We start from the raw sequence: 24,235 nt of genomic DNA, 5'->3' as shown, positions 1-24,235 counted from the left end.
TCAACGTTCAGACTTTTGGTCGATGGACTGATGCCGTCGGCAGGTATCTCATCGTTGTGGGCCTCAATGGCACGATGACTGCGTCGCCGAACTCGCTCAAACAGGCACCATCGCAGCTAGCGAAAAGATGCCTTGCGACGCCGCCGCCAGTTCGCAGATAGCGTCGCTGATGCAGTTCATTCCGTCTTTATTCTCCAATGCGCTTAAAGCTGGCGTAGTAATCGTCGGTGTAATAGCACTCGCCGGTTTGCTTGCGCGGCCCACCACATACGATCCGACGCTGCCCGCGATCCGTCGCGCCTGGTGTGCGAACCGTATAGGTGTGGTAGTAACCGCGCGGATGCTTCGGCAGCAAAGCCGCACTGTTACGAAACAAGACCCCGTCATCGCTAAACGGGAAGGGGCCGCCCGCTTTGATCAGTCGCAGAGTTTCGGCCGCTTCCGCCGGCAACTGCGCCTTGGTGACGGTGACCAGCGCGCCCGTTCCTTGGGCGCCTGATGCAGCGGTTGCATCGCTCGCACCCTGTGCTGGCTGAACCGGCGCCGAACTCGCGGATGCGCCCGATGCCTCAGTGGCGCTTTGCGGTCCCTGCTTGCCGCATCCGCCGAAGATCGCGCTCAATGCGACGATGCAGGAGACAGTCCACGCTCTCTTCACGAAACGGTTCTCCCTTCGTTGACCAGCACCCGACGACCTGGATAGACGTAAAGGTATCGCTAATGACGGAGCGAATCAACGTTCGATCGGAAATAGTCTGCGCGCGATCGGAATCCAGCCGTTTCCCCTATCGCGAACCTTCGTCGCATGCGGCGAAAGGGGCCTGCGCATACGATAAATCAACAGCTAGTTGCCGTTTGGAGCAGTCATGAAGCGGACCATCAGGATCGAACCAGATCAAGTCGACACATCGCCGCGCATGGCAAGCCGGGTTGAAGTCCCCATCTTCCTCGAAGCGGCCAGCAAACGACATCCGTCTTAGCCGCATCAAACGCCTCCACTTCGCCCCACGACCGACCATCACGATACGTCGCATGTCCATGAAGCATGGCCGCGATGCACCCGACATATCCGATTGCGCCTGGCGTTATTGTTCATGGCGTAGTCCGTCGCCGCGTTGGGCCGCGAGCGCGCGAGGCGAGAGAAGTGGCAACCTGGTTGAACTCCAATCGATAACCGAGGGCGAGTCCTGCCCAATACCTGAATTGGCGACCGCGTGCTTGCAAGATACGGCGGTTCGAATCCATCGTAGACCCGTGCCTTCATGCGCGCGAGAATCGTGGTTTAACGATGGTTTCCACGCCTGCAGCGGAGTACGAAATGGACGATCCCTATGATCTTCAGCGCTTCCTCGATGCACAAGAGCCGGTCTACGACCAGGTATGCGATGAACTGAGGCACGGACGCAAGCGAAGCCACTGGATGTGGTTCGTGTTTCCTCAAATCGAGGGGCTCGGAACCAGCGCAATGGCTCGGCGATTCGCGCTTTCGTCGCTGGACGAAGCGCAAGCCTATCTGCGCCACCCGATACTCGGCCCACGGCTGCGCGAAACGACGCACCTGGTCAACCTCGTCAGCGACCGCTCCGTCGAGGAAATATTCGGGTATCCGGATGACCTGAAGTTTCGCTCGTCGGTCACCTTGTTCGCGCACGCCACGAACGACAACGACGTATTCGTCGAAGCTTTGCGCAAGTATTTCGGCGGAGAAGCCGATCCGCGGACCCTCCAACTGCTCTAGACCATTTTGGTAGCGGTCCCGCGCACGCGGGGCGCAGCGGACCGCGCAATTCCGCTCCCGGTGCAGTGCGTGGTCACTGCCCGCTCACATCGGCTGCACGGGATCGAAAGAGCAGCAGGTGATCCGTGCCGGATTCGGACAGCCAGACCTCGCCCGGACGACCCATCATCTGACGCACGTTCGCGTGGTCACGCGGCAACGGCAACACGTCGAACCGCTCGGCACGCGGATCGAAGCGCACCAGCGCATTAGCGCTCCATTCGCTGAGCCAGACGATGTCCTGGTCGTCGACGAATATTGCATACGCGTGCGGATCGTTGCCGGGCAGTCGCCATTCGCGCCAATGATGCGTGCCAGGATCGTACACGCCGACTTTTCCGGCGTTCCACTCGCTGACCCAGATGCGCCCCCTGGAATCGGCCCAGACGCGGCGCGCGCCCTGATTCGACGTTGGTGGCTCGATGACCTGTGCCGCGCCTGTGGTCGGGTCGATGCGACCTACGTAATTTCCCGCCAGCGAAGCGAAATACAGATCCCCGGAGCGGGTCACGCAGATACCGTAGGGCCCGGCGCCGCGTGGGGCATCAAAGACGCGCATGCGCGATCGCTGCGGATCGAGTTCGCCGTAGATACCACTTTGCCCCGTAAACCACAGATGCCCCTGTTTGTCGAACACGGCGGTATTCAGATTGGCGTCCGGCCGGTCCTTGGGTAGCGGAAAACGCGTGACGGCGAGCGTCTTCGGATCGATACGCACGATTGCGTTCTGGCCGCCGTCAGTGACCCACGCCGCACGATCGGGGCCGACGATCACGCCATGCGGCGCCGATCCGGCGCCGAGCGCGATCATGTCGGTTTTGCCGCTGCGCGGGTCCAGCCGCCCGAGCGCTCCCCGCGCCTGCGCGGTGTACCACACGGTGCCGTCATGCGCCGGTGCGACGTCATGCGGTGCGCTGCCGGCCGGGACGGCGAAGCTCTCGAACGACGGCGGCTGTGCTTGAGCCTGCGCGAGGCCAAGGTTGTCTGTGCTGATCGCGCAAGCGATGGCGTAAAGAGCCAGGGCAATCGCAGACCGGGCAGTCGATTGCGGGGCAAGCTTCGGAAAATGTTTGAAGTCCAAGCGGGCGAATTCCATCATCGCACGAAGTCGCTCGAGCGCCGCATGCCCCGGATGGATCGCGAACATCCACCAAAGAAGCCCCACAAGTAACAGCAGAGGAATCAGCATGGGTGGTCTCCATCGCTGCTTGTGCCAGCTAACGTATCACGAATGCCACTTGCCAAGGTCAACCCGACGTTTCAATGCCTGCCGGCGCTCCTCTAGCGCGGCGTGCGCTTCCTCGACGTTGTCGAAAGTGCGATTCGCCGGGATATTCGTTGCCGGGTTTGCGGGCAATGGAACCGCACCAGGGTAAATACAGATTCGATCGCTCAAAAAGCTTTATAGAATGGCTAATATTAGCAAGGAGCAATACTGCTTGCTATAGATTAATCAAAGAGATCCCGCAGAACCCGGAGACGCCATGCAGATCGACTACCAAACGATGCGGTTCGACTACGAGCGAGCCGTCGACCACGATGCCGGTGCACCGCTCACCTATCCGGTCGTGGTGATCGGCGCTGGCCCGGTCGGGTTGTCAGCGGCCATCGATCTGGCCCAGCAGGGCGTTCGCACCGTGCTGCTCGACAATGACGACACGCTGTCGAGCGGTTCGCGCGCAATCTGTTTTGCGAAGCGGACGCTGGAAATTTTCGATCGGCTCGGCTGCGGCAAGCAGATGGTCGACAAAGGCGTGAGCTGGAACGTCGGCAAGGTGTTCCTGCAGGATGAACTGATCTATACGTTCAACCTGCTGCCCGAGACAGGCCACGCGCGCCCGGCATTCATCAATCTGCAGCAGTACTACGTCGAGGGCTATCTGGTAGACGAGGCGAAGCGAACCGCGAATCTGCAGATGCGCTGGAAAAGCAATGTGATCGGTGTGACCCAGCAAGACGACCATGTCGAGTTGCGGGTCGAAACGCCCGACGGCATTTATCCGATGCGCGCGCAATACGTGGTCGCCGCCGACGGCGCGCGCAGCGCGGTGCGCAAGGCGCTCGGTCTCGACAGTCATGGTCGCACCTTCAAGGACCGCTTCCTGATCGCGGATGTGAAAATGAAGGCGCCGTTTCCGACCGAACGCTGGTTCTGGTTCGATCCGCCCTTCCATCGCAATCAATCCGTACTGCTGCACAGGCAGCCCGACAACGTCTGGCGCATCGATTTCCAGCTCGGCTGGGACGCCGATCCGGTCGCCGAAAAACAGCCTGAAAAAGTGATTCCGCGCGTGAAAGCGCTGCTCGGCGACGATGCCGGGTTCGAGCTCGAATGGGTCAGCGTCTACACGTTTTCGTGTTTGCGGATGGACAGTTTCCGGCATGGCCGCGTGCTGTTCGCGGGCGATTCGGCGCATGGCGTGTCGCCGTTCGGCGCGCGCGGCGCGAATAGCGGCGTGCAGGATGCCGACAATCTCGCCTGGAAGCTGCGGCTCGTCGTCAACGGCGACGCGCCGCCGGCGCTGCTCGATACCTATGCATCCGAGCGCGAGTATGCGGCGGACGAAAACATCCTGAACTCATCGCGCGCCACCGACTTCATCACGCCGAAAAGCGCGGTTTCGCGGATGTTCCGCGATGCCACGCTTAAGCTCGCGAAAGAGTGTCCGTTCGCGCGGCGCATCGTCAACAGCGGCCGTCTGTCGGTGCCGGCGGTTCTACGTGACTCGCCCCTGAACACGCCCGACGCCGACGCGTTCACCGGTGCGATGGTGCCCGGCGCGGCCAGCACCGACGCGCCGGTCAAGCTCGCTGGCGAACACGCCTGGTTGCTGAATCAGACCGGACACGGCGGCTTCACGGGTGTGCAATTCTGCGGCCCGGGAGACGACCTGACGAAATGCGCCGAACGGCTTCGCGCGCTCGCATGCCTCGCGGTGCCGGTTCACTCGTTGATCGTCGTGCCGCGTGGCGCGGCCGCGACCGCGCTGCCGGAGATGCCTCACGTCACGGTGATCGAGGACGTCGAAGGCATCGTCACGCATCGCTTCGATGCGCGGCCCGGCACCTTTTATCTGCTGCGTCCGGACCAGCACGTCTGCGCGCGCTGGCGCGCCCTCGACACCGCCTCGGTCGCCAAGGCCGTGGATCGCGCAACCTGCAACGGATAACCATCATGACCAAGCTGAACATCGAAACGAATATGGCCGATCCGGATGCGTTCTATGAAAAGCTCATCGACGCGCACAATGGACTGACCGACGAGCAAAGCCATTTCATGAACGCAAAGCTCGTGCTGCTGCTCGCGAACCACATCGGCGATGCCGACGTGCTGCTAGAAGCGCTGGCGCTGGCGCGCGCGGATTGACGACCCAGGCTCAGCGCCCGATCCAGCCGAACCGCCACGACAGCCGTCGTGTCGTGGCGAGCAGCCTCTGCGCGGTCGTGCCGTGCGTGCTGAAATCAAAGCCGCCCGACGGACCGATCACCGCGACCACCAGACTGACGCTGCCCGTATGATCGAACACGGGCGCGGCCAACGCGCCGATGCCCGGCACCGGCGCATCGAGTGCGTCATCGATGCCGTCGCTCACAACCTTCGCGCGACGTGCCAGATAGGCCGGAGCCAACGACGGCGAACCCTTTTTCGGCGCCACGAGCACTTCCGCAACCGGCGCGCCCGCGAGTCTGATCGATTCCTGCGACAACAGCCCGACCAATACGTCGTCCGCAAGATGCGCGGCGAACACGCGCCCTATCGCCGTGTTGACGAGCGACATCACGGTGCCCACGCGCAGGCTCACGTGTTGTGGTCTCGCCGATTCTTCGAAGCGGATGACCGTAGGACCCAAAGGTCCAAGAATCGCCACCGCGACGCTCATGCCGGACTCCGCCGCAAGCGTGACGATCTCCGGTTCGGCATCGCGAATCGGCGACATGCGCTGCAACGCGATCAGGCCGAGCTCCATGCCGAGCGGTCCCCCACTGAAAAGACCGGCGTCGTCGCGGCTCAGCAAGCCGACCTTGAGCAGACTCACCAGATGCGGAAACGCCTTGGCGGCGGGCATATCGGCGGCCGCGGCCAGATCGCGCAACGACAGCGGACGGCCGGCGGCAACGAGTGCCAGCAGGAGTTCGCCTGTGTTGTCGAGCGCGCTGATTCCGCGCTGAGCTTTCGTGTCGTTGAGTTGGGGCGTGTTCGCGTCGGACGCGTCCGGGGTTTCGATCTGCATGATTCTCAGCTGGGTGTGACCAGCGCTTCGGTGATACGTCGGGAAGTTTCGAGCAACTGACGCGCGACCACACCATCCCACGCGACTTCGATCGAGCCCGACGAGCCGATCGCCGTCAACGCGAGTTGCATCCGTTGATCGCCATCGAACACCGGCACGCTCAGACTGCTGATGCCCGGACTCGGCGCATCGATTCCTCGCTCGATGCCGCGCGCGCGGATCTCATCGAAGCGTTTGCGCCACTCCGTGCTAGTCGGCCCTTTGGCGGCGCGGCCGCGCGCCGGCGTCGGGTCCGCCGAATGCGCCTGGCTTCGCGCCATTTGCGCGACCTGCTCGGGCGCGCAGAACGCGCAGAATACGCGGCCCGTCGATGTCGCTTCGAGCGACATCACCGTGCCGATGTGCAGATTGACATGCAGCGGCGCACCGCTGCGCTCGTATCGGACGATGGTGGGGCCCTGCACGCCCGCCACGCAGATCGCCACGCTAAGACCGATCCGCTCCGCGAGCGAAGCCGCGTGGGCAGCAGCGATGCGATAGACCGGCTGCTGTTCGATATGCATGAGGCCAAGCCGCAACGACAGCGGCCCCGGCTCGTAGTTGCCGGTCAGGGCATCGCGCTTGACGAGGCCGAGGCGCGTCAGGCTCACGAGATAGGTATGTGCCTGCGCCGACGACAGTTGCGCCTCGCCGGCCAGTTCGGTCAGCCCGAGCGGTTCGCGCTGTCGCGCCAGCGCCTGCAGCAGACGTCCGCCGACCTCGACGCTCTGAATCCCCCGCTGTTTCTTTTCGCTTGTCGTATCAGCCATCGTGTTGTCCGCCCTTGACCCGAAGGAGATTCGGCCCGTCCGGTGTCGCCCGTGGAAGGCCTAGATGGTATCCGATCGGACCGTGCCGACCAACCAACGGAGTTTACCCTAACTTAGTGAATGACAAGGTATTTTGTCATTGACAAATATAAGCACGACGACGACTATTAGTCATCCCCCAACGAGTCGTGAGACGGAGACAGACATGGCGAAGGCTTTCGCATCCCAGGCCGACCTGGAAGAGAAGAAGATCACGTGGACCCAATTGTCGGAAAACGCGTATGCATATACGGCCGAGGGCGACCCTAACTCGGGCGTGATCATCGGCGACGACGGCGTGCTGATCGTCGACACCACCGCCACGCCGGCCATGGCGCAAGACCTGATCGCGAAGATCCGCAGCGTCACCGACAAACCGATCAAATACGTCGTGCTGTCGCACTATCACGCGGTGCGTGTGCTGGGTGCGTCGGCGTACTTCAAGGAAGGGGCACAGCAGGTGATCGCCAGCCGCGGCACCTACGAAATGATCGTCGAGCGCGGCGAAGCCGATATGAAGTCGGAGATCGAACGCTTCCCGCGTCTTTTTGCAGGCGTCGAAACGGTGCCCGGTCTGACGTGGCCGACGCTGGTTTTCGAAAAGGAAATGACGCTCTTTCTCGGCAAGCTCGAAGTGCGCATCGCGCATCTCGGCTCGGGCCACACGAAGGGCGACACGGTCGTCTGGCTGCCGTCGCAGAAGGTGTTGTTCTCCGGCGACCTGGTCGAATACGACGCGGCCTGCTATTGCGGCGACGCGCAACTCGAACAATGGCCGACGACGCTCGAAGCATTGCGCGCCCTGAACGCGGAGAAGCTGGTGCCGGGTCGCGGCCCCGCGCTGCTGTCGCCGGCGGAAGTGAACAAGGGCCTCGACTACACGAAAGACTTCGTCACCACGCTGTTGCAGGCGGGCCGTGACGCATTCAGGGACAAGCTCGATCTGAAGGGCGCGATGGCGCTCACGCGCAAGTCCATGGACCCGAAGTTCGGCAACGTCTTCATCTACGAGCATTGCCTGCCGTTCGACGTGTCGCGAGCCTACGACGAAGCAAGCGGCATCAGCCATCCGCGCGTCTGGACCGCGCAGCGCGACAAGGAAATGTGGGACGCGCTGCAAAACTGATCGCACCACGCACTCGGGAAAGGCCGTTCGGTCTTTCCTCTTTTCCGTTCAAACCATGAAGGCGCGCTAGACGCCTCGGGCGCGCTCGTCTTCGCACAGGCGCGCTCCGCACCTGGAGCGAGACATGCAGCATTCCCTCGATGGCAACGCCATTGGCCACGCCGCGCCCGTCGCGAGCGACGATTCGATGTTCAGGAAGGTCGCGTGGCGCATCGTGCCGTTTCTGTTTCTTTGCTATGTCGTGTCGTTTCTGGACCGGATCAACATCGGCTTCGCGCAATTGCAGATGAAGCATGATCTCGGCTTCAGCGACGCGATGTACGGACTCGGCGCAGCCGTGTTCTACGTCGGCTACGTGCTGTGCGAGGTGCCGAGCAACATCCTGTTGGCCAAATACGGCGCGCGTAAAACCTTCATGCGGATCATGCTGCTGTGGGGCATCGCGTCGATGTGCATGATGTTCGTGTCGAAGCCCGCGCACTTTTACGTTCTGCGCTTTATGCTGGGCGTTTTCGAGGCGGGCTTTTTCCCGGGCATCGTGCTGTATCTGACGTATTGGTTTCCCGCCAGCCGGCGCGCCGCCGTGATCTCGGTGTTTTTCGCGGGCGTTGCGGTCGCGGGCGTGCTCGGCGGACTTTTCTCCGGCTGGATCATGCGCGACATGAGCGGCGTGCTGAACCTGTTCGGATGGCAGTGGATGTTTGCGATCGAAGGCGCACCCGCTGTGATTCTCGGATTGCTCTCGTGGCGCTATCTGGTCGACAAGCCGCACGAGGCAAGCTGGCTCACGCAGGACGAACAAGAGCGACTCGTCGCGCTTTGCGCGCAAGGCCAGTCGAAAGACCACCGGCATGACAGTCGCGGCTTCGCCGCCGCGTTGCTCAATCCGCGCGTCTATCTGTTCGCGTTCATCTATTTTTCGCTGACCTGTGCGTCGCTGACGCTCAATTTCTGGATGCCATTGATGATCCGCGATTTTGGGGTTCAGGATGTCGTGGCGGTGAGTCTTTATACCGTGGTGCCGAATGCGATCGGTGCGGTGGGTCTGATTCTGATTGCGCGCCGCTCGGATCGAACTGGGGAACGGCGTAAGCATTTTGCTTTCTGCACGGTGGGCGGGGGTCTCGCGCTCGCGTCGCTTACGCTGCATCTGAGCAGCTTTCCTGTGATGCTGGCTATCTTGTCGCTCGCTGCCGTGTTGATTTTCGCGGCGCTGCCGATCTTTTGGGCGGTGCCTACCAGCTATCTGTCCGGGAAAGCGGCTGCGCCGGGGATCGCGTTTATTAGCAGTATTGGGATTACGAGCGGGATCGTCAGTCCGTGGGTGATCGGTCAGATTCGCACGACGACGGGGAGTATGGATCTCGCCGTTTATCTTCTTGCGGGGCTGCTTGTGGTTAGTGGGGTTGCGTTGATGGCTGGTGTGAGAGCGGATGCGAGGGGGCGTTGAAATGTCATCGCAATGGGCGCGGGCGGTGGAGCGACGGCGATGATGACTTTTCGCTATCAGATCACGCCGGCGCTGACGAAGGCAGCAGGCGCAAAGGATACGGTGTGATGTCGCTGCGGTTGGCAGCCCGTCACGATGACTGCGATCGGCGTGCCGTCGGTGGCGACGCGGTGTTTGTCTTCAGCAGATACGTCGGGAACCAGAATTCCACGGTTCATTGCATCGCGTACCGGAACAACCTCGCCTATCCGGCGAAGCTGCCGCTTTACTTCGCCGCCGACGAATGGGTACTGTCGACATGGTGGCAGAAGACGGCTGGACTGAATCTTGCGTCTCCTCAATGATTGGAGGAAAACGATCATGACCAGACTACTCTTTGCAATCATCGTGGCAGTCGGCCTGGCGGGCTGCGTCGTCGCCCCGCCGCCGCCCAGCTATGGCTACGGTTATGAGCCAGCGCCCGCCTATGGCTATGCCCCCGGGTATTACGTCGCGCCCTCCGTGAGCCTCGGCATCGGCATTGGCGGCTACTGGGGTGGCCATGGGGGTCATTGGCACGGCCATTGAATCAGACGTTCTCGAAGGAAACGACGGCATGCGGTTGCGCCGCATCTAGGGCCATGACGCGGTGTCGATCCCGCATCGACCGTCGTTTCCGACAATCCACTAGCTCTTCCGAACCAGGGTAAACATCCATCCTCCCACGAAGCACTTCAAAATGGTTGGTGTACGGAGTATATTCGCGTTCAGCAGATATCTACTGAACGGAGGAGGACGTCATGCAATTTCATCTCAACGGTTTCCGGGTCGGCGATCCGACGATCGAGCCAGTCATCGGCAATGCGCATGCGGCGCAGATGCCCGAGACGGTCGACGTGCTGATCGTCGGCAGCGGCCCTGCCGGACTCGTACTGGCGGCGCAGCTGTCGCAATTCCCGTCGATCGGCGTGCGCGTCGTCGAGCGTCGCGACGGACCGTTGCAGATGGGACAGGCCGATGGCGTGGCGTGCCGTACCGTCGAGATGTTCAATGCGTTCGGCCTCAGTGACCGCCTGCTGCAAGAAGCCTATTGGGTCAATGAAACAGTATTCTGGCGACCCGATGCAAATGACCGCGGCGCGATCAGTCGTACCGGCCGAGTTCAGGATACCGAGACAGGCCTTTCGGAATTTCCGCACGTCATCGTCAATCAGGCCCGCATCCAGGAATATCTGCTCGACGTGATGCGCCGCTCCGCGCGACGGATCGAACCGGACTACAGCCTCGAAGTGGTCGACGTTCAGCGCGACGATACGCACGAATACCCGGTGCTGGTCACGCTGCGCCATACCGATCCCGCGCGGCTCGACGAGACCGTGTCCGTGCGTGCGCGCTATGTCGTCGGTTGCGACGGCGCTCGCAGCCGCGTACGCGCCGCCATCGGACAAACGTTGCGCGGTGACGCGGCCAACCACGCGTGGGGCGTAATGGATGCGCTGGCGGTCAGCGACTTTCCGGACATCCGGCTGAAAGCGGCGATTCAGTCCGCGAGCAGGGGCAACCTGCTGATCATTCCGCGTGAAGGCGGATATCTGGTCCGCTTCTACGTCGACCTCGGCGATGTCACCCCGGAGAACCGCGACAGCATCAAGCAGATCACGGTCGATCGCATCATCGAGACGGCGCAGCGCATCCTCCATCCCTATACGCTCGACGTAAAAGAAGTGGCGTGGTTCTCGGTCTATGAGGTCGGGCAGCGCCTCACCGACCGCTTCGACGATGCCATCGCCGCCGACGGCACTTCGCGCGAGCCTCGCGTGTTCATCGCGGGCGACGCCTGCCACACGCATAGCGCCAAAGCGGGTCAGGGCATGAACGTGTCGATGCAGGACGGCTTCAATCTCGGCTGGAAGCTCGGCGCGGTGCTGGAGGGCCGCAGCGACGCCGCTCTGATGCGCACGTATTCGGACGAGCGCCAACCTATTGCGCAGGAGCTGATCGATTTCGACAAGGAATGGTCGGCGATGATGGCCGCGCCGCCGAAGGATCCGAACCGGCCCGAGGCGGGCGGCGTCGATCCCGCGGAGCTTCAGGCGTACTTCGTTCGCGCCGGCCGCTACACGGCTGGCGTCGCAACGCGTTACCGGCCGGCCACCCTGACCGGTGAGGCGACGCATCAGGCGCTCGCCAAAGGCTTTGCGATCGGTACGCGCTTTCACTCGTCGCCTGTCGTTCGCCTCGCTGATGCAAAACCGTTCCATCTAGGGCATGCCGCGCAAGCGGACGGCCGCTGGCGCCTGTACGCTTTCGCGGACGCGTCGCGTCGTGCGCTGGATGCGCTGTGCGAGCATCTCGACAAGTCGTCCGATTCCGTTTTGAGGCGCTTCACGCCGAAGGACGCCGACGTGGATAGCGTTCTCGATCTGCGCGCGGTGCTGCAACAGCCGCATCGCGAAGTCCGCCTCGAAGACGTCCCCGCCCTCCTGCTGCCGCGCAAGGGTCGCCACGGCCTCATCGACTACGAAAAGGCATTTACGAGCGACGCGACGACTGATATCTTCGACGAGCGCGGCATCGATCGCGAACAAGGTGCACTCGTCGTGGTACGTCCCGATCAATACGTGGCCCATGTTCTCCCATTGAATGCGTATGCGGAGTTGAACGCCTTCTTTCGGCCCATCATTCGCGTGCGTTAAACCACAACGAAACCCAAACCTCCGAAATTGCCGATCAAACCCGAAGACGCCGGCGCGCTCCCCAAATTTACTGGCAGCCTGGTGCGCCGTGCCCAACAGCGCCATGCAGCGGTCTGGCTGAGCGAGGTTTCCGCGGAGATCACGAGCGTGCAGTACGCGGCGCTCGAGGTCTTGCACGAGACGCCTGGCGTCAGTCAGCGGCAACTCGGAGACAAACTCGACGTGGATCGTTCGACGATTGCCGATCTCGTTGCACGCATGGTGCGCAATGGCCAGATCGAGCGCGCGGACGATCCTGTCGACAAGCGCAGTTATGTGCTGTTTCTCACCACTGCCGGTAAGAAGCAGCTCTCGGCCTTGCGTCCGCGCGTCGAGCAGGTCGAGCGCATTCTCACTGAAAGGCTGACGGCAAGCGAATTGGCGCAGTTGCGTCGGCTGCTTTCGGCACTGTTGCCGCCGCGGGCTTGATGCGCTTGCTTCTGAAGACCGCCTGCCGTCGCGGTCTGCCAGACAGCGCCTCCATTTCGGCTCCCATAGCCCCCTCCCCGCCGCCGCCTGGTTAGAACCGGGCGCCTTTCCAGAACAAATGACGGACGACGCACGCGAGCCCGCACATTTGTTCCGGCACGCAACCTGAAACGAAAACCGCGCCAGCGGACATTCGCACGATCCGGCGTCCGTCAACCCCGCTGCGGCTCGCTACATGCCAACGCGGCGATCGCGCTTGGCTTATTCCCAGCAGCGCCATGCACGTCGAACCGCCGCTTACGCTCAAGCGCGATAACGATAGCGCTCGATATTATTTGTGCACTAACGAGCGCCTCTCTACGATCTCCGGACCTTCACTTCGATCTCTTTTCAAAACATGGCTACGACAAAAACGCTCAAGGCCGCACTCCTCTCGGTTCTCGTTTCATGCGGCATCGTCAGCGCGCAACCGGCGCTCGCGGCGGGACAAACGGTGCGAGTCGGCATCATGTCCGGCGAGGACGAAGACGTGTGGCGTGCGGTCGCGGCCAATGCCGCCAAGCAGGGCGTCACCGTCAAGATCACGACCTTCTCCGACTATACGCAGCCGAACGAAGCGCTCGCGGAACACGACCTCGATGCGAATTCGTTCCAGCACAAGCCGTATCTCGACGCGCAGATCGCGGCGCGCCACTATCGGATCGTGCCGGTCGGCTATACCTACGTGCAGCCGATCGGTCTCTACTCGCGCAAGGTTAAATCGGTCGCGGCGCTGCCGCAGGACGCGGCGATCCTGACTGTTTATCACGGCGCCACGCTGCCGGCATGGGATGGCGCGCCCCAGCACTAACCTGACGCACGAACAACGCACGTCTCAAGCCGCGGCGCTTCGGCCGCCGCGCATCCTGCCTTCTTCATTGCCCTCCTGATCGTATCGTCCGTCATGTCCATTAACAGAACGCTCCACGACCGCCGCACCTTCCTGAAACTTTCGCTCGGCGCCGCAGCGGCCGCGGCGGCACCGCTTTCGTTCGCGCAAGGCAACGCGCGCACGCTGCGCGTCGGCAATCAGAAGGGTTACCTGAATCTGCTGAAGGGCCGCGGCACCCTCGAAAAACGGCTCGCGCCGCTGAACGTATCGGTTACATGGACCGAGTTCGCGGCGGGCCCCGTGCAACTGGAAGCACTGAACGTCGGCTCGATCGATTTCGGCGACGTCGGCGAAGCACCGCCGATCTTCGCACAGGCCGCCGGCGCACCGTTGGCCTATGTGGCGGCGACCGTCAAGCGGCCGCAGTCGGAAGCGGTCCTAGTGCCGCCGCAATCGACGATCCGCTCGGTCGCGGACCTGAAGGGCAAACGGATCGCGCTCAACAAAGGCAGCAACGTCCACTACTTTCTCGTCAAACTACTGCGCCAGCATGGCCTGCAATACGGCGACGTAAAGCTCGTGTTCCTCGCGCCCGCCGATGCACGCGCCGCGTTCGAGCGGGCGTCGATCGACGCGTGGGTCATCTGGGATCCTTTCTTCGCCGCGGCGGAGCAATCGCTCGGCGCTCGCGTGATTGCCGATGCAAGCGGCGTAGTCGGCAATCGGGCGTTCTACTTCTCGTCGCAGAGTTATGCGGCGAACAATCCCGACGTGATCCGGATCCTGCTCGAAGAACTCGACAAGGTCGATCAGTGGGGCAAGCAGAACAAGGATCAGCTCGCCAGCGAACTCGCGCAGCTATGGGGTCTGCCGAAGCAGGTCGTGGACGCGGCGGTGCAGCGTCAGCAGTTCGGCACGCAGCCGATTAGCCGCGCGATTCTCGGCGAGCAGCAACAGATCGCCGATACGTTCCTCGATCTCGGCCTGATTCCGAAGCACGTCGACGTGCTGAAGGCGGCGCCTTCGAATCTCGCGTAGGCGTATGTGCGGCGGAACGACCTGCACCCGCGTCAACGCTCGGAGACCGGCCGCGTTGGCGTAGCCTGCTGTTCCGGCGGGGCGTCGCTGTGCTCCGTCATACGCCGCACCGAACTCACGCCGGCCGCGATCAACGCGAGCGCCGCGGCAATGCCGGCGATCAACGTGAGGTGCCGGCCATGCACGAGTCCGAACACGATGGACACCGCCACCGCGCCGCTCGACTGGCCGAGCAGACGACCCATCGATTGCAGGCCGGACGCGCCGCCGCTGCGATGCCGCGGCGCACTGCCGATGATCACGCGGTTGTTCGGCGACTGAAAGATACCGAAGCCGAGGCCGCAGACCGCGAGCCGCCACACGATGTCGAAACGCGTCGCCGTTTCGCCGAGCTGGCAGAGCATCGCGAGTCCGCACCCGAACACGACGAGCCCGACGCTGCTGATGCGTCCCGGCGCCCACCGATCGGACAGCCGGCCCGCGACCGGTGCGATCAACGCGGTCACGAGCGGCCACGGCGTCATCAGAATGCCTGTCTGTGTTTCCGACAGCTTCAGCGTCTGCTCGAAGTAGAACGGCAGCATGATGTACGCCATCGTCTGCGCCGCGAACGAGCAGATCGACGTCGCCATCGACAGTGAAAACACCGGCATGCGCAGCAGGTCGATGGGCAGCATCGGGGTCGCGAGCCGGCTTTCGCGTCGCACGAACAGCACGCCGGCCACCAGGGCGATCGCGACCATCACGGCGCCGCGCTGCGTCGCGCCCGCCTGGTTGAATGCCGCGAGACCGGAGATCAGCAGGCCGAATGTGAGCGCGTTGAGCAGGACGCTCAGGCCGCTCAGGCGAGCCCCCGAGGTCGGCGTCGCGGGCAAGGTGCGCGCGCCGATCGACAGCGCCAGCACGCCGAGCGGCACGTTGACGAGGAACAGCCACTGCCAGTGCGCGACCGACAGAATCGCCGACGCGATACTCGGCCCCGCCGCCGACGAAACGGCCACCACCAGCGACGAATAACCGACGCCGACGCCAAGCCGTGCCTTCGGGAAAACGAAGCGCACCAGCGCGATATTCACGCTCATGATGCCGGCCGCGCCGAAGCCCTGAAACACGCGAGCGACCGCAAGCACCAGCAGCGTGTGCGCATTCGCACAGGCGAACGACGCCAGCGTGAAAAGCGCGAGTCCGTAGCAGTAGACCCGCTTGTAGCCGAGGCTGTCCCCGAGCACCGCGAGCGGCAGCAAGGACACCGTGATCGCCAGTTGATACGCGTTGACGACCCAGATCGCGTTTGCGGGCGATACCGCGAGGTCGTTGCTGATGGTGGGCAGCGCGACGTTGACGATCGAGGTGTCGAGCACCGACATCGTCATCGCGATGGCGATCGCGATGTACGCAAACGCACGTTGGGGATTGGGCAGGCCGTCGGTCATGGTGCAAGCGGGTCGAAAGAAAATGCGCGGGCGACTGCGTGCGGCGCGGGCGCCGTCGCGGGTGCATTGTTGCAACTCCGACTCGCGGGGGCAAGGTTGCACTCGATACCGGAATGATGGCTACCCGGCTTGTCTCCCCGGGGTCTTGCGATTCGCGAGCGCGTGGATACGCGCGCTCGTCAGGCATGACACGTGCAACCCCTGAATCGGGACACAGTTGACGTTACTGCGCCACACGTTGTAAATCTGTAGGGATCGTCGCCGCTATCGGCGCCGGCGAAGCACGCATGGAAACGAAACGCCCTTTTTTCACGATCGGCCACTCGACGCGTCCGTTGCAGGAATTCGTCGACTTACTGAAAGGCGAGCAGATCGCCTTGCTCGTCGACGTGCGCAGCATCCCGCGCTCGCGGACCAACCCGCAGTTCAATCGCGACACGCTGCCCGCCTCGCTCGCACCGGAACATATCGACTACATGCATCTCGCCGCGCTCGGCGGACGCCGCAGCAGGCGCAAGGTTGACGCGCCGTCGCCGAATGCGTACTGGACGCATCCGGCCTTTCGCAACTATGCCGACTATGCAATGAGCGACGCGTTCCGCGAGGGACTGGCGCAACTTCTGACGCTCGGTCATCGGCAGCGCTGCGCGATCATGTGCTCGGAAGCGGTCTGGTGGCGCTGCCACCGGCGTATCATTACGGACTATCTGCTGATGCACGATGAAACCGTGCTGCACATCATGGACGCACATCACACGAACGCCGCCACGATGACACCGGGCGCCGAGCCCCAGGCCGACGGCACGCTGATCTATCCGGCTCAGGTGTAGAACTGAGCCGACTCACGACACGACTGCGCACCAGTCACCTCGCACCGCTTTATGGCTGTTACCACCAAACGTCCGTCGAAACTCGACACGCTGCTTCACGACATCCGCGCCTGCACGCTGTGCGCACCCATGCTGCCGCACGCGCCCCGCCCCGTGCTCGCGGCGTCCACGCGCGCGCGCATTCTGATCATCGGACAAGCGCCAGGCGCGCGCGTGCATGCGTCGGGGGTGCCGTGGAGCGACGCGAGCGGTGCGCGTCTGCGGACATGGCTCGGCGTCGACGACACGACCTTCTACGACGCTTCCAGATTCGCCATCGTGCCCATCGGCTTCTGTTTTCCGGGCCGCGGCGCGAGCGGCGACCTGCCGCCTCGGCCGGAGTGCGCCGGCCGTTGGCACCGCGAATTGCTCGCGCAAATGCGTTCGGTGAAATTGACGCTGCTGATCGGACAATACGCGCAGCGCTTTGGCCTCGGCGACGCGTTTGGCCCGACCTCGACCGAAACGCTCGTCCGGTGGGCCGAGTTTGGACCGCATGTGATGCCGCTGCCGCATCCGTCGCCGCGCAATATCGCGTGGTTCAAGCGCAATGCCTGGTTCGAGGGCGCGGTGCTGCCGACGTTGCGCGAGCACGTGGCGACGGTGTTGGCGGGCGGCGAGCTTTGAGCGCCGCGCACCCATCCGCGTGATAAGCCGCTCGTGGTAAACACGCATCCTGACACGGTGTCCCAATCTTCGGAACGGTTACGGGTATACATGGATTAGGAGTCGCTACCGCACTGCACTAACATTTTTCCGGTACCGCACGGCGCGTATCGAGCGCTTCCGAATCGGGGTTGCACGTCCCACGCCAAACTCTCGCGCTGCCCCGCGAACTCCCGGTGCCGTCCAGCATCTGCACGCAATCGACGCAACGTCGACCACATCGACCAATGAAGACAAGAACCGGAGGATCAGATGGCACAGCAACGGGATGACGATCAGAAAAACAGCGGCAACGGTTTCAGCACGGCGCGGCGGGGGCTGATGCAGGGCGCGGGACTCGGCGCAGCGCTTTCGCTGATGGGCGCGCTAGGCGGCGCGGGCGGTCTGATCGGCACCGCGCAGGCAGCGCAGACGGCTTTTCCGTCGCACAAGAAGTGGAGGATCGTGTTCGTCAATCACGTCACCACCAACCCGTTCTTCGTGCCCACGCAGTACGGCATTCAGGATGCCTGCTCACTGCTCAACATGGATTATCAGTGGACCGGCTCGGCCACTTCGGACGCGGGCGAAATGGTCCGCGCCGTGAACTCGGCGATTGCCGCGAAGGCCGACGCCATCGCGGTGCCGATCGTCGATCCGACCGCTTTCGACAAGCCCATCCTGGCCGCGCTCGACGCCGGAATTCCGGTGTTCGCGTACAACGCCGACGCGCCGCGCGGCAAGAAGAATCCGCGTCTCGCGTATATCGGCCAGGACCTGTATCTGTCGGGCTACCAGATGGGCGAGCGCATCGTCAGTCTGATCGACAGCGGCATGGTCGGGCTGTTCATCGCCACGCCGGGGCAGCTCAACATCCAGCCGCGTCTGGACGGTGCGAGCGACGCCATCAAGAAGTCCGGCAAGAAGATCGACATCCAGACCGTGGCCACGGGCGCGACCGTCAACGAGGAGCTGTCGAAGATCAAGGCGTTCTACCTGGGCCACCAGGACTTGAAAGGCATGTTCGCGGTGGATGCGGGCAGCACGCAGGGCGTCGCGCAGGTGATGAAAGAGTCGAACCTGCCGTCCAAAGGCGTGCACGGCGGCGGCTTCGACCTGCTGCCGAGCACGATCCAGCTGATCCACGAAGGTTTCCTCGACTTCACCATCGATCAGCAGCCCTACGTCCAGGGTTTCTATACGGTGATGCAGGCGTTCGTGTTCCTCGCCTCCGGCGGCCTCGTCGGCCCGGCCGAAATCAACACCGGCCTGAAATTCGTGACGAAGGATAACGTCGAGCCGTACCTGACTACCTCGACGCGCTTTGAAGGCAAGACCGACAAGGAGCAAATCGTTCCGAGATCCGGCCCAATCAAGTCCTGATGAATACAGTGAACGAAACCGGCAAAGCGGTCCGCGCGTCCCGGCGCGCGGGCGTTTCATTCGCGTCTCAATGGGCGGCCGAGCTGCGCATCCTGCTCGTGGCCGTGCTGCTGGCCGCCTACTTCGAATTCGCGAACCACGATTTCCTGCTCACCAACGCGAGCCTCGTCAACCTGTCGCAGTTCATCGCGCCGGTGGCGATCATCGCGTTCGGCGAAATCATGTTGATGATCGGCGGCGACATCGATCTGTCGGCGGGCATGGTGTTCGCGTTCGCGCCATTCATGATGGTGTTCGCGAATGACGCGGGCGCGCCGATGTGGCTCGCCGTGATCGCGGGGCTCGTGGCCGCGGGAATCGTCGGCTTCGTGAACGGGGCGGTGTCGGTTTGGCTGCGGCTGCCCTCGTTCGTTACGACGCTCGGCACGCTCTTTCTGATCAACGGTATCACGCTCACGATCTCGCGCGGCACGCCCGCCGCCACGCCGGGATCGCCCACCTTCGCCGCGTTCATGGGCGCCTGGGGCTACAGCGAGATCATCTGGACCCTGGTGATCGCGGCCGCGATGCACGTGCTGTTGCGACATACACGCTGGGGCCTGCATACGCAGGCCGCGGGTGCGAATCCGCTCGGCGCGAGCGAGGCCGGCATACATGTGAAGCGACTGCGCCTCGGCAACTTCGTCCTCGCCGCGGTGCTGGCGGGCTTCACCGGCATGCTCGAAGCCTTTCGCATTACCTCGATCGACCCGCAGGCCGGCGGCAACCAGATCATGTTCCTTGCCGTGGCCGCCGCCGTGATCGGCGGCACGCCGCTCACGGGCGGCTCGGGCACCATCGTCGGCGGGCTCATCGGCGCAGCGGTGCTCGGCATTCTGAACGACGGCTTTACACTGATCGGTATCAACGCGTTTACGTTCAACATCATTCTTGGCGCCGCGATTCTGGCGGCGATGATCTTCAACATCCACGTCGGGCGCATTCGCCGCAAGGGTGGACGATGACGGACCAATCGCAAACCTCCTCCGCGGGCGCCAATGCCACGGCCGCTGCGCGCAGCGCGCCGAACGCCCCACTCGCGCTGCGCGGCGACAGCCTCGTCAAACGCTTCGGCGCGGTGACGGCGCTCGATGGCGTCTCGCTCACGCTCGGCAAGGGCGAGATCCTCGGCATACTCGGCGACAACGGCGCGGGCAAGTCCACGCTCGTGAAGATCCTCACGGGCTTTCATCAGCAAACGAGCGGCACGCTCCACATCGACGGCGAGGAGACGCTGTTGCGCTCGGTCGATCATGCGCGTTCGCTCGGCATCGAATGCGTGTATCAGGATCTCGCGCTCGCGAATTCGCTGAGTATTTACCACAACATGTTCCTGAACCGCGAAATCGTGCGGCGCGGGCCGTTCAGGCTGCTCGACCACAAACGGATGCGCGAGCGCGCGGCGCAATGCCTCGACGATATCGGCGTGCACGTGCCTTCGGTGGATTTGCCCGTGGAGCGTCTTTCGGGCGGCCAGCGCCAGGCGATCGCCGTGGCGCGCGCCGTGCATTCGAACGCGAAAATCCTGTTGCTCGACGAACCGCTCGCCGCGATGGGCGCGCGCGAGGCGGGACTCATCATCGACCTACTGATGCGCTTGAAGGAAAAAGGCGGCCTCTCGATCATCATGATCATGCACAACTATGCGCAGACGCTCGATATCGCGGATCGCATCATGTTGATGCAGCGCGGCCGCGTGACCTACGAGCAACAGAGCGCGCTGACTTCGGTGGCGGAACTGATGGACATCGTGCAGCGGGAATACCGGGCCATGCGCGCCGGCGGCGCACAGTGAGCCCGCCACGGCCCGCGACAACGCGCAACTCAGATCAGAAATCGATCTTCGCGTTCACGCTGACCATGCGCGGATCGCCCGGCGCGATGTAGTCCGAGTACTGGAACATCCAGTAGCGGCGATTCGTGATGTTGCCGATCGCCGCGCGCAGCGTCACGTCGTGCCCACCGATGCGCGTCAGATAGTTCGCCCCGATGTTTACGATCATGTGCTTCATCGACGGCCTACTGAATCAGCGGACCGTCATTGCGATTCAGGAGGCGCTGCGATGCTTCGACAATGTGGACTGGTGATGGGCGCCGTCGTTCACTCGCGACGCACTCTGCGCCGATACCGTTATGTGTTCATCGTACGAGAGCCGCAGGACGAGAAACATGATCATCGGCGACACCGGCGAAAGATGCCGCAGAAATGACCCGTAGTCCGGCTCGAAAATAGCTTGCGTTGACAGGAAACTGACCAGAAAACAAAAACAAAGCGTCTCGAATCGGCCCACCGGAAATAGCGCCGCCGCGGAGCGATAACGCACAAACACAGTCGCAAAAGTGAAAAACACGCCAATGCCGCCCAGCATTTGCAGCGGAGAACCCGACGTAATCAACCGCACCGGCAAAACGAAGGTCGCCAGCGTGATGGCGACGTTCGCTACGCCAATGAACATACCGCTGCCTGGAATGAACTGTACGATCATCGACCCCACTTCCTCCGGGTCCCGCCACTCATTGGCGTTCTGCCTTGCGAAATCCAGTGATTCGCCATAGGCCTTCTGGAACACGAAGGCGACCATCACAAACAAGGCCAGCGCGAAAAAGATCAATGAAACCGGCCTTCTGAAGCCGTTTGGCGCGATATAAAGAAACACGGTTGCGGCCAGTGTAATGCCCCAGTACGATCTGAAGTACACGGCTACCAGCGCTGCCAGGACGACAAACAGAACCAATATCGCACGCGACGAGTTGTAAAACAGCATCAAAAGAACCAGAACCGAAATGATGATTTCTTTCGATGGAACGCCGATGTAGACGGTCTGATTGGCGAGCCAGAAGGCAACCAGCAAGAACTCGACCGGTTTTAGCGAAGCGACACCGGAACGCCAGATGGCGACAAACATGCCGATAGTCGATGCGAGAAATCCTATCAAAGAAATGGAGAAACTCTGGAGACCGAAAAAGTTGAACAGCCACGCGAGATTGTCAAATGAGTCGCCAAACGCCCTGAAAGCCGTGACGGTCTTCATCCGGTCGAAGATCACCAGTTCATCCAACAGAAAACGCGCCGGCAACGTGCTCTCGTGAAACGCGGAGATCGCATAAAGTGCGATGAACAGAATGAACCAGACCACGGCCGACACGCCTGGACTCGCATTCCTGCCGATGATGCCGGGGAGTTTTACAATGCGCATTCTCTTTCCCTGAACAAGTGAGCGACTCGCCTCGCGGTGGAGGAGCTAAACTTGCAGCGTCGCTGATTTTTGAGCGCAGAGATCACGGCGCTTCAAAACTAGGTTGGCGATTCAAATAAGCGTCCGGCTCCTTGCCGATCTTGAGCGCCTGGTAAGTACCCGCACTTGCCACGATCGTTCCACAGACGCTGAGCAGAAGAAGCGAGTGGATGAACCCGACACCGAGGAATTGAGCCGTCGCAAAGATCAGGAAGATCGATACGGCATTGACTGCTTGAATCATCAAGTCGATCTTCAGCCGGTTCGCGACAATGAATACCTGAGCCATCGAGCCATAGATCGCCATCGTGATGAAATAGGGAACAAAGATCAGGTACACGGACATCGACGGTTCCCATTCGTCGCCCATCTTCATGTGGATAATGAGGCTAAAGCCTGCATAGCACGCTGCCACCAGAGAAATGCTGATAAACGTCAGCATAGTAAAAAACTGTTTCGAGGGATTCACTCTGTCTTTTCTGTGGCCGTCAAAATAATCGATCAGATCGCGGCGGAAGACAGCGCCCAAACTTTGCGACAAGAGGGACGCAGGGAAGTACCCCACACGATACGCCAGCGCAAAGATGCCGGCTTCACGATGATCGAAGATCATCGGCATCAAAATGGCGGACGCATAGATCACGAATGAATTCAGCGTAGTGGTCGGCACACCAAATTTTGCATACTGGATCTGAAGCGCGGAGAACCTGATGAAGGCCAACGGGATCATCCGGCGCGCCGAGTAAAGGCAGATCGCGGCGGGCACAACGGTCGAGGCCAGAAAAATCCAGCTATAGATGTTGAATACGGTGGTGCCTGTGCACTCCCCTTTCGAAAACATCATCATGCAGACGAAGTAGACGGCGAACGCGGCATTAGGGAAGAACCGGATCGTCGCGATTTGCGTGTACTTTCTTTCGGTGGTGAGTGCTCCGCACAACGCCTGTTGCAGGAACACGCCAAGTGCCAGACCGATAACAGGTACGTATTCCGTATGCCCGGCCGCTGCCGTGGCCACCACGAGCGCCACGCCGATCCCTATGGCGACCGCACTGGAACTCGCCATTGCGCGCACGGCCTGGGCCTTGTCCGCCGCCATGCACGCAACCTCCAGCCGCAAGCCGATCACCGACCCGATAAAAAGACCACCGGCCGTGAGCTGGCTGAAATACCCGAGAGCCGTCGGCCCGCAGAACTTTCCGATCAATAGAATCGAAACGAAATTGAGCGCCTGACTCAGTACGACTCCAGCGATACTTACGATCGAATGTTTGATATTCACAATTTATCTACATCGAAGTCCGGGTGAATTTTTCATCGCTCTACACGACGATGGTTGTCGTCTGAAGGCTAGCCTTTCTGCGTCTTTCCGCTGGCCGGCAGTGCATCGAGATAGGAAGCACTGCGATAGAGGCCGGCGCGCGCGCCCAAACTATAGCGATAGACATCCGTATCGATCCCGTTGAAGATCACGCCCTTCACCCGGGCATTCGCCTGCTTGAGCTGCTTGGTGGCCTCCACCACCTGCGCAATGGAAGTGGTCTCGAAGCGGGTCACCAGCAACACGGTGCCGCAGCTATCCGCAAGCGCGGTCGCGTCGGATACGGCGAGCACCGGCGGCGTGTCGATCAGCACGATATCGTATTCGCTCGTCTTCGCGAGGAATTGCTGCATGCGTTCGCTCACCAGAAGCTCGGCCGGGTTCTCCGGTATCGCTCCGCGCGCAACGAAGTCGAGGCCCGGACGCACGTCACGCATGATCACCGGGTCGGACGTCACGTCCGACGTCAGATAGTCAGCCAGGCCGGGGGTCGAGTCGAGACCAAAGTATTGCTCGAGATGACCTTTGCGCAGGTCCGCGTCGATCAGCAACACCCGCTTGCCGGCCGCCGATACGACCGCCGCCAGATTCGCCGAAAGGAACGACTTGCCCACCTGTTCCGTCGGCCCCGTCAGCAGCACGCGATTGTCGCCCGATTCCGATTCAAGCATTGCAAAATGAAGCGCGGTTCTGATTCGGCGCAGGCTTTCAATCGACGGGTCGCGCGGAAACTCGCTCGCCAGCAGGAACTTCTCGCCAGCGGGCAGCTTCGGCGTCTTGCCGATTCGCGCGATTTTCGCCTGCGACAGCGGCACGCTCGCATA

At 62.2% G+C, this 24,235-nt stretch carries 23 protein-coding genes and 2 pseudogenes; 15 read left to right on the top strand and 10 right to left on the bottom strand.

What is annotated here, in order from left to right:
* Positions 1–187: 187 nt before the first annotated feature.
* Positions 188–658 (bottom strand): ribonuclease, encoded by a 471-nt coding sequence (locus HDG37_RS34950; protein WP_184055628.1) that lies wholly within the window; start codon positions 656–658, stop codon positions 188–190.
* Positions 659–1,318: 660 nt separating this feature from the next.
* Here HDG37_RS34950 and HDG37_RS34945 point away from each other — a divergent pair.
* The gene (locus HDG37_RS34945) at positions 1,319–1,738 is read left to right on the top strand and encodes a DUF1810 domain-containing protein (RefSeq protein WP_184055626.1); all 420 of its coding nucleotides are present in this window, start codon (positions 1,319–1,321) and stop codon (positions 1,736–1,738) included.
* Between the two features lie 73 nt (positions 1,739–1,811).
* Here the strand turns inward: HDG37_RS34945 and HDG37_RS34940 are convergent, their stop codons facing one another.
* A complete protein-coding gene (locus tag HDG37_RS34940) occupies positions 1,812–2,966 on the bottom strand; it encodes an SMP-30/gluconolactonase/LRE family protein (RefSeq protein ID WP_184055624.1) in 1,155 nt (384 codons plus the stop codon).
* 295 nt (positions 2,967–3,261) lie between these two features.
* Between HDG37_RS34940 and HDG37_RS34935 the strand changes: the two genes are divergently transcribed.
* Entirely contained in the window at positions 3,262–4,947 is a 1,686-nt protein-coding gene (locus HDG37_RS34935; protein ID WP_184055622.1) for an FAD-dependent oxidoreductase, read from the top strand.
* 5 nt (positions 4,948–4,952) lie between these two features.
* The gene (locus tag HDG37_RS34930) at positions 4,953–5,144 is read left to right on the top strand and encodes a DUF2783 domain-containing protein (protein WP_013094246.1); all 192 of its coding nucleotides are present in this window, start codon (positions 4,953–4,955) and stop codon (positions 5,142–5,144) included.
* Positions 5,145–5,154: 10 nt separating this feature from the next.
* Here HDG37_RS34930 and HDG37_RS34925 read toward each other — a convergent pair whose 3' ends face one another.
* Together HDG37_RS34925 and HDG37_RS34920 are read right to left on the bottom strand one after the other, a co-directional pair.
* On the bottom strand, positions 5,155–6,009 hold the full coding sequence (locus tag HDG37_RS34925) for an IclR family transcriptional regulator (RefSeq protein WP_184055620.1): 855 nt from the start codon (positions 6,007–6,009) through the stop codon (positions 5,155–5,157).
* A gap of 5 nt (positions 6,010–6,014) precedes the next feature.
* Positions 6,015–6,818 carry an IclR family transcriptional regulator gene (locus tag HDG37_RS34920; RefSeq protein ID WP_184055618.1) on the bottom strand — a complete coding sequence of 268 codons (804 nt, stop codon included), beginning with the start codon at positions 6,816–6,818 and terminating at the stop codon, positions 6,015–6,017.
* 205 nt (positions 6,819–7,023) lie between these two features.
* On the opposite strand from HDG37_RS34920, the gene HDG37_RS34915 reads away from it, so the two are divergent.
* Positions 7,024–7,983: an MBL fold metallo-hydrolase gene (locus tag HDG37_RS34915; RefSeq protein ID WP_184055616.1), complete on the top strand. Its 960-nt coding sequence runs from the start codon at positions 7,024–7,026 to the stop codon at positions 7,981–7,983.
* A 124-nt stretch (positions 7,984–8,107) separates the two neighbouring features.
* Positions 8,108–9,433 carry an MFS transporter gene (locus HDG37_RS34910; protein WP_184055614.1) on the top strand — a complete coding sequence of 442 codons (1,326 nt, stop codon included), beginning with the start codon at positions 8,108–8,110 and terminating at the stop codon, positions 9,431–9,433.
* 56 nt (positions 9,434–9,489) lie between these two features.
* On the opposite strand, the gene HDG37_RS34905 is transcribed toward HDG37_RS34910, so the two are convergent.
* Positions 9,490–9,795 (bottom strand): hypothetical protein, encoded by a 306-nt coding sequence (locus HDG37_RS34905; RefSeq protein ID WP_184055612.1) that lies wholly within the window; start codon positions 9,793–9,795, stop codon positions 9,490–9,492.
* On the opposite strand from HDG37_RS34905, the gene HDG37_RS34900 reads away from it, so the two are divergent.
* The 5 genes and pseudogenes from HDG37_RS34900 (at position 9,794) to HDG37_RS34880 (ending at position 14,485) form a co-directional block, all read left to right on the top strand.
* Positions 9,794–10,000 carry a hypothetical protein gene (locus HDG37_RS34900; RefSeq protein WP_184055610.1) on the top strand — a complete coding sequence of 69 codons (207 nt, stop codon included), beginning with the start codon at positions 9,794–9,796 and terminating at the stop codon, positions 9,998–10,000. The genes HDG37_RS34905 and HDG37_RS34900 overlap by 2 nt on opposite strands.
* 212 nt (positions 10,001–10,212) lie before the next feature.
* Positions 10,213–12,108, top strand: a complete 1,896-nt coding sequence (locus HDG37_RS34895) for an FAD-binding monooxygenase (RefSeq protein ID WP_184055608.1) — start codon at positions 10,213–10,215, stop codon at positions 12,106–12,108.
* A gap of 27 nt (positions 12,109–12,135) precedes the next feature.
* A complete protein-coding gene (locus HDG37_RS34890; protein WP_018422184.1) occupies positions 12,136–12,576 on the top strand; it encodes a MarR family winged helix-turn-helix transcriptional regulator in 441 nt (146 codons plus the stop codon).
* A gap of 397 nt (positions 12,577–12,973) precedes the next feature.
* Positions 12,974–13,369 (top strand): annotated as a pseudogene (locus tag HDG37_RS34885) (MetQ/NlpA family ABC transporter substrate-binding protein); the annotation flags it as partial.
* Positions 13,370–13,519: 150 nt separating this feature from the next.
* Positions 13,520–14,485 carry a sulfonate ABC transporter substrate-binding protein gene (locus HDG37_RS34880; protein WP_184055604.1) on the top strand — a complete coding sequence of 322 codons (966 nt, stop codon included), beginning with the start codon at positions 13,520–13,522 and terminating at the stop codon, positions 14,483–14,485.
* Between the two features lie 32 nt (positions 14,486–14,517).
* Here HDG37_RS34880 and HDG37_RS34875 read toward each other — a convergent pair whose 3' ends face one another.
* Entirely contained in the window at positions 14,518–15,918 is a 1,401-nt protein-coding gene (locus HDG37_RS34875; RefSeq protein WP_184055601.1) for an MFS transporter, read from the bottom strand.
* Between the two features lie 287 nt (positions 15,919–16,205).
* Between HDG37_RS34875 and HDG37_RS34870 the strand changes: the two genes are divergently transcribed.
* From HDG37_RS34870 to HDG37_RS34850, 5 genes are all read left to right on the top strand, one after another.
* Positions 16,206–16,748 (top strand): DUF488 family protein, encoded by a 543-nt coding sequence (locus HDG37_RS34870; RefSeq protein ID WP_184055599.1) that lies wholly within the window; start codon positions 16,206–16,208, stop codon positions 16,746–16,748.
* Between the two features lie 51 nt (positions 16,749–16,799).
* Positions 16,800–17,414, top strand: a complete 615-nt coding sequence (locus HDG37_RS34865; RefSeq protein ID WP_184055597.1) for a uracil-DNA glycosylase family protein — start codon at positions 16,800–16,802, stop codon at positions 17,412–17,414.
* A gap of 291 nt (positions 17,415–17,705) precedes the next feature.
* A complete protein-coding gene (locus HDG37_RS34860) occupies positions 17,706–18,815 on the top strand; it encodes a sugar ABC transporter substrate-binding protein (protein ID WP_184055595.1) in 1,110 nt (369 codons plus the stop codon).
* On the top strand, positions 18,815–19,819 hold the full coding sequence (locus tag HDG37_RS34855; RefSeq protein WP_018422192.1) for an ABC transporter permease: 1,005 nt from the start codon (positions 18,815–18,817) through the stop codon (positions 19,817–19,819). Before HDG37_RS34860 ends, HDG37_RS34855 begins: the two co-directional genes overlap by 1 nt.
* Complete coding sequence (locus HDG37_RS34850) at positions 19,816–20,649, top strand: ATP-binding cassette domain-containing protein (protein WP_260335214.1); 834 nt, start codon at positions 19,816–19,818, stop codon at positions 20,647–20,649. Before HDG37_RS34855 ends, HDG37_RS34850 begins: the two co-directional genes overlap by 4 nt.
* Before the next feature lie 34 nt (positions 20,650–20,683).
* Here HDG37_RS34850 and HDG37_RS34845 read toward each other — a convergent pair.
* The 4 genes and pseudogenes from HDG37_RS34845 to HDG37_RS34830 all read right to left on the bottom strand — a co-directional run.
* Positions 20,684–20,857 (bottom strand): annotated as a pseudogene (locus tag HDG37_RS34845) (hypothetical protein); the annotation flags it as partial.
* A gap of 45 nt (positions 20,858–20,902) precedes the next feature.
* Positions 20,903–22,051 (bottom strand): hypothetical protein, encoded by a 1,149-nt coding sequence (locus HDG37_RS34840; protein WP_184055593.1) that lies wholly within the window; start codon positions 22,049–22,051, stop codon positions 20,903–20,905.
* A gap of 82 nt (positions 22,052–22,133) precedes the next feature.
* Positions 22,134–23,372, bottom strand: coding sequence for a lipopolysaccharide biosynthesis protein (locus tag HDG37_RS34835; RefSeq protein WP_184055590.1), 1,239 nt, complete (start codon positions 23,370–23,372; stop codon positions 22,134–22,136).
* Positions 23,373–23,440: 68 nt separating this feature from the next.
* Positions 23,441–24,235 (bottom strand): CpsD/CapB family tyrosine-protein kinase (locus tag HDG37_RS34830; RefSeq protein WP_184055588.1); only part of this gene is annotated, 795 nt, incomplete at its 5' end.

The organism is Paraburkholderia sp. MM5384-R2 (assembly GCF_014201025.1).
In the GTDB taxonomy this organism is placed as follows: domain Bacteria; phylum Pseudomonadota; class Gammaproteobacteria; order Burkholderiales; family Burkholderiaceae; genus Paraburkholderia; species Paraburkholderia tuberum.
This window is presented reverse-complemented; position numbering and strand designations above follow the sequence as displayed.

Coding starts and splice junctions, on each gene's coding strand:
- HDG37_RS34945 (WP_184055626.1), top strand. CDS start 1,319: ATGGACGATCCCTATGATCTTCAGCGCTTCCTCGATGCACAAGAGCCG.
- HDG37_RS34940 (WP_184055624.1), bottom strand. CDS start 2,966: ATGCTGATTCCTCTGCTGTTACTTGTGGGGCTTCTTTGGTGGATGTTC.
- HDG37_RS34935 (WP_184055622.1), top strand. CDS start 3,262: ATGCAGATCGACTACCAAACGATGCGGTTCGACTACGAGCGAGCCGTC.
- HDG37_RS34930 (WP_013094246.1), top strand. CDS start 4,953: ATGACCAAGCTGAACATCGAAACGAATATGGCCGATCCGGATGCGTTC.
- HDG37_RS34925 (WP_184055620.1), bottom strand. CDS start 6,009: ATGCAGATCGAAACCCCGGACGCGTCCGACGCGAACACGCCCCAACTC.
- HDG37_RS34920 (WP_184055618.1), bottom strand. CDS start 6,818: ATGGCTGATACGACAAGCGAAAAGAAACAGCGGGGGATTCAGAGCGTC.
- HDG37_RS34915 (WP_184055616.1), top strand. CDS start 7,024: ATGGCGAAGGCTTTCGCATCCCAGGCCGACCTGGAAGAGAAGAAGATC.
- HDG37_RS34910 (WP_184055614.1), top strand. CDS start 8,108: ATGCAGCATTCCCTCGATGGCAACGCCATTGGCCACGCCGCGCCCGTC.
- HDG37_RS34900 (WP_184055610.1), top strand. CDS start 9,794: ATGACCAGACTACTCTTTGCAATCATCGTGGCAGTCGGCCTGGCGGGC.
- HDG37_RS34905 (WP_184055612.1), bottom strand. CDS start 9,795: ATGATCGTTTTCCTCCAATCATTGAGGAGACGCAAGATTCAGTCCAGC.
- HDG37_RS34895 (WP_184055608.1), top strand. CDS start 10,213: ATGCAATTTCATCTCAACGGTTTCCGGGTCGGCGATCCGACGATCGAG.
- HDG37_RS34880 (WP_184055604.1), top strand. CDS start 13,520: ATGTCCATTAACAGAACGCTCCACGACCGCCGCACCTTCCTGAAACTT.
- HDG37_RS34875 (WP_184055601.1), bottom strand. CDS start 15,918: ATGACCGACGGCCTGCCCAATCCCCAACGTGCGTTTGCGTACATCGCG.
- HDG37_RS34870 (WP_184055599.1), top strand. CDS start 16,206: ATGGAAACGAAACGCCCTTTTTTCACGATCGGCCACTCGACGCGTCCG.
- HDG37_RS34865 (WP_184055597.1), top strand. CDS start 16,800: ATGGCTGTTACCACCAAACGTCCGTCGAAACTCGACACGCTGCTTCAC.
- HDG37_RS34860 (WP_184055595.1), top strand. CDS start 17,706: ATGGCACAGCAACGGGATGACGATCAGAAAAACAGCGGCAACGGTTTC.
- HDG37_RS34855 (WP_018422192.1), top strand. CDS start 18,815: ATGAATACAGTGAACGAAACCGGCAAAGCGGTCCGCGCGTCCCGGCGC.
- HDG37_RS34850 (WP_260335214.1), top strand. CDS start 19,816: ATGACGGACCAATCGCAAACCTCCTCCGCGGGCGCCAATGCCACGGCC.
- HDG37_RS34840 (WP_184055593.1), bottom strand. CDS start 22,051: ATGCGCATTGTAAAACTCCCCGGCATCATCGGCAGGAATGCGAGTCCA.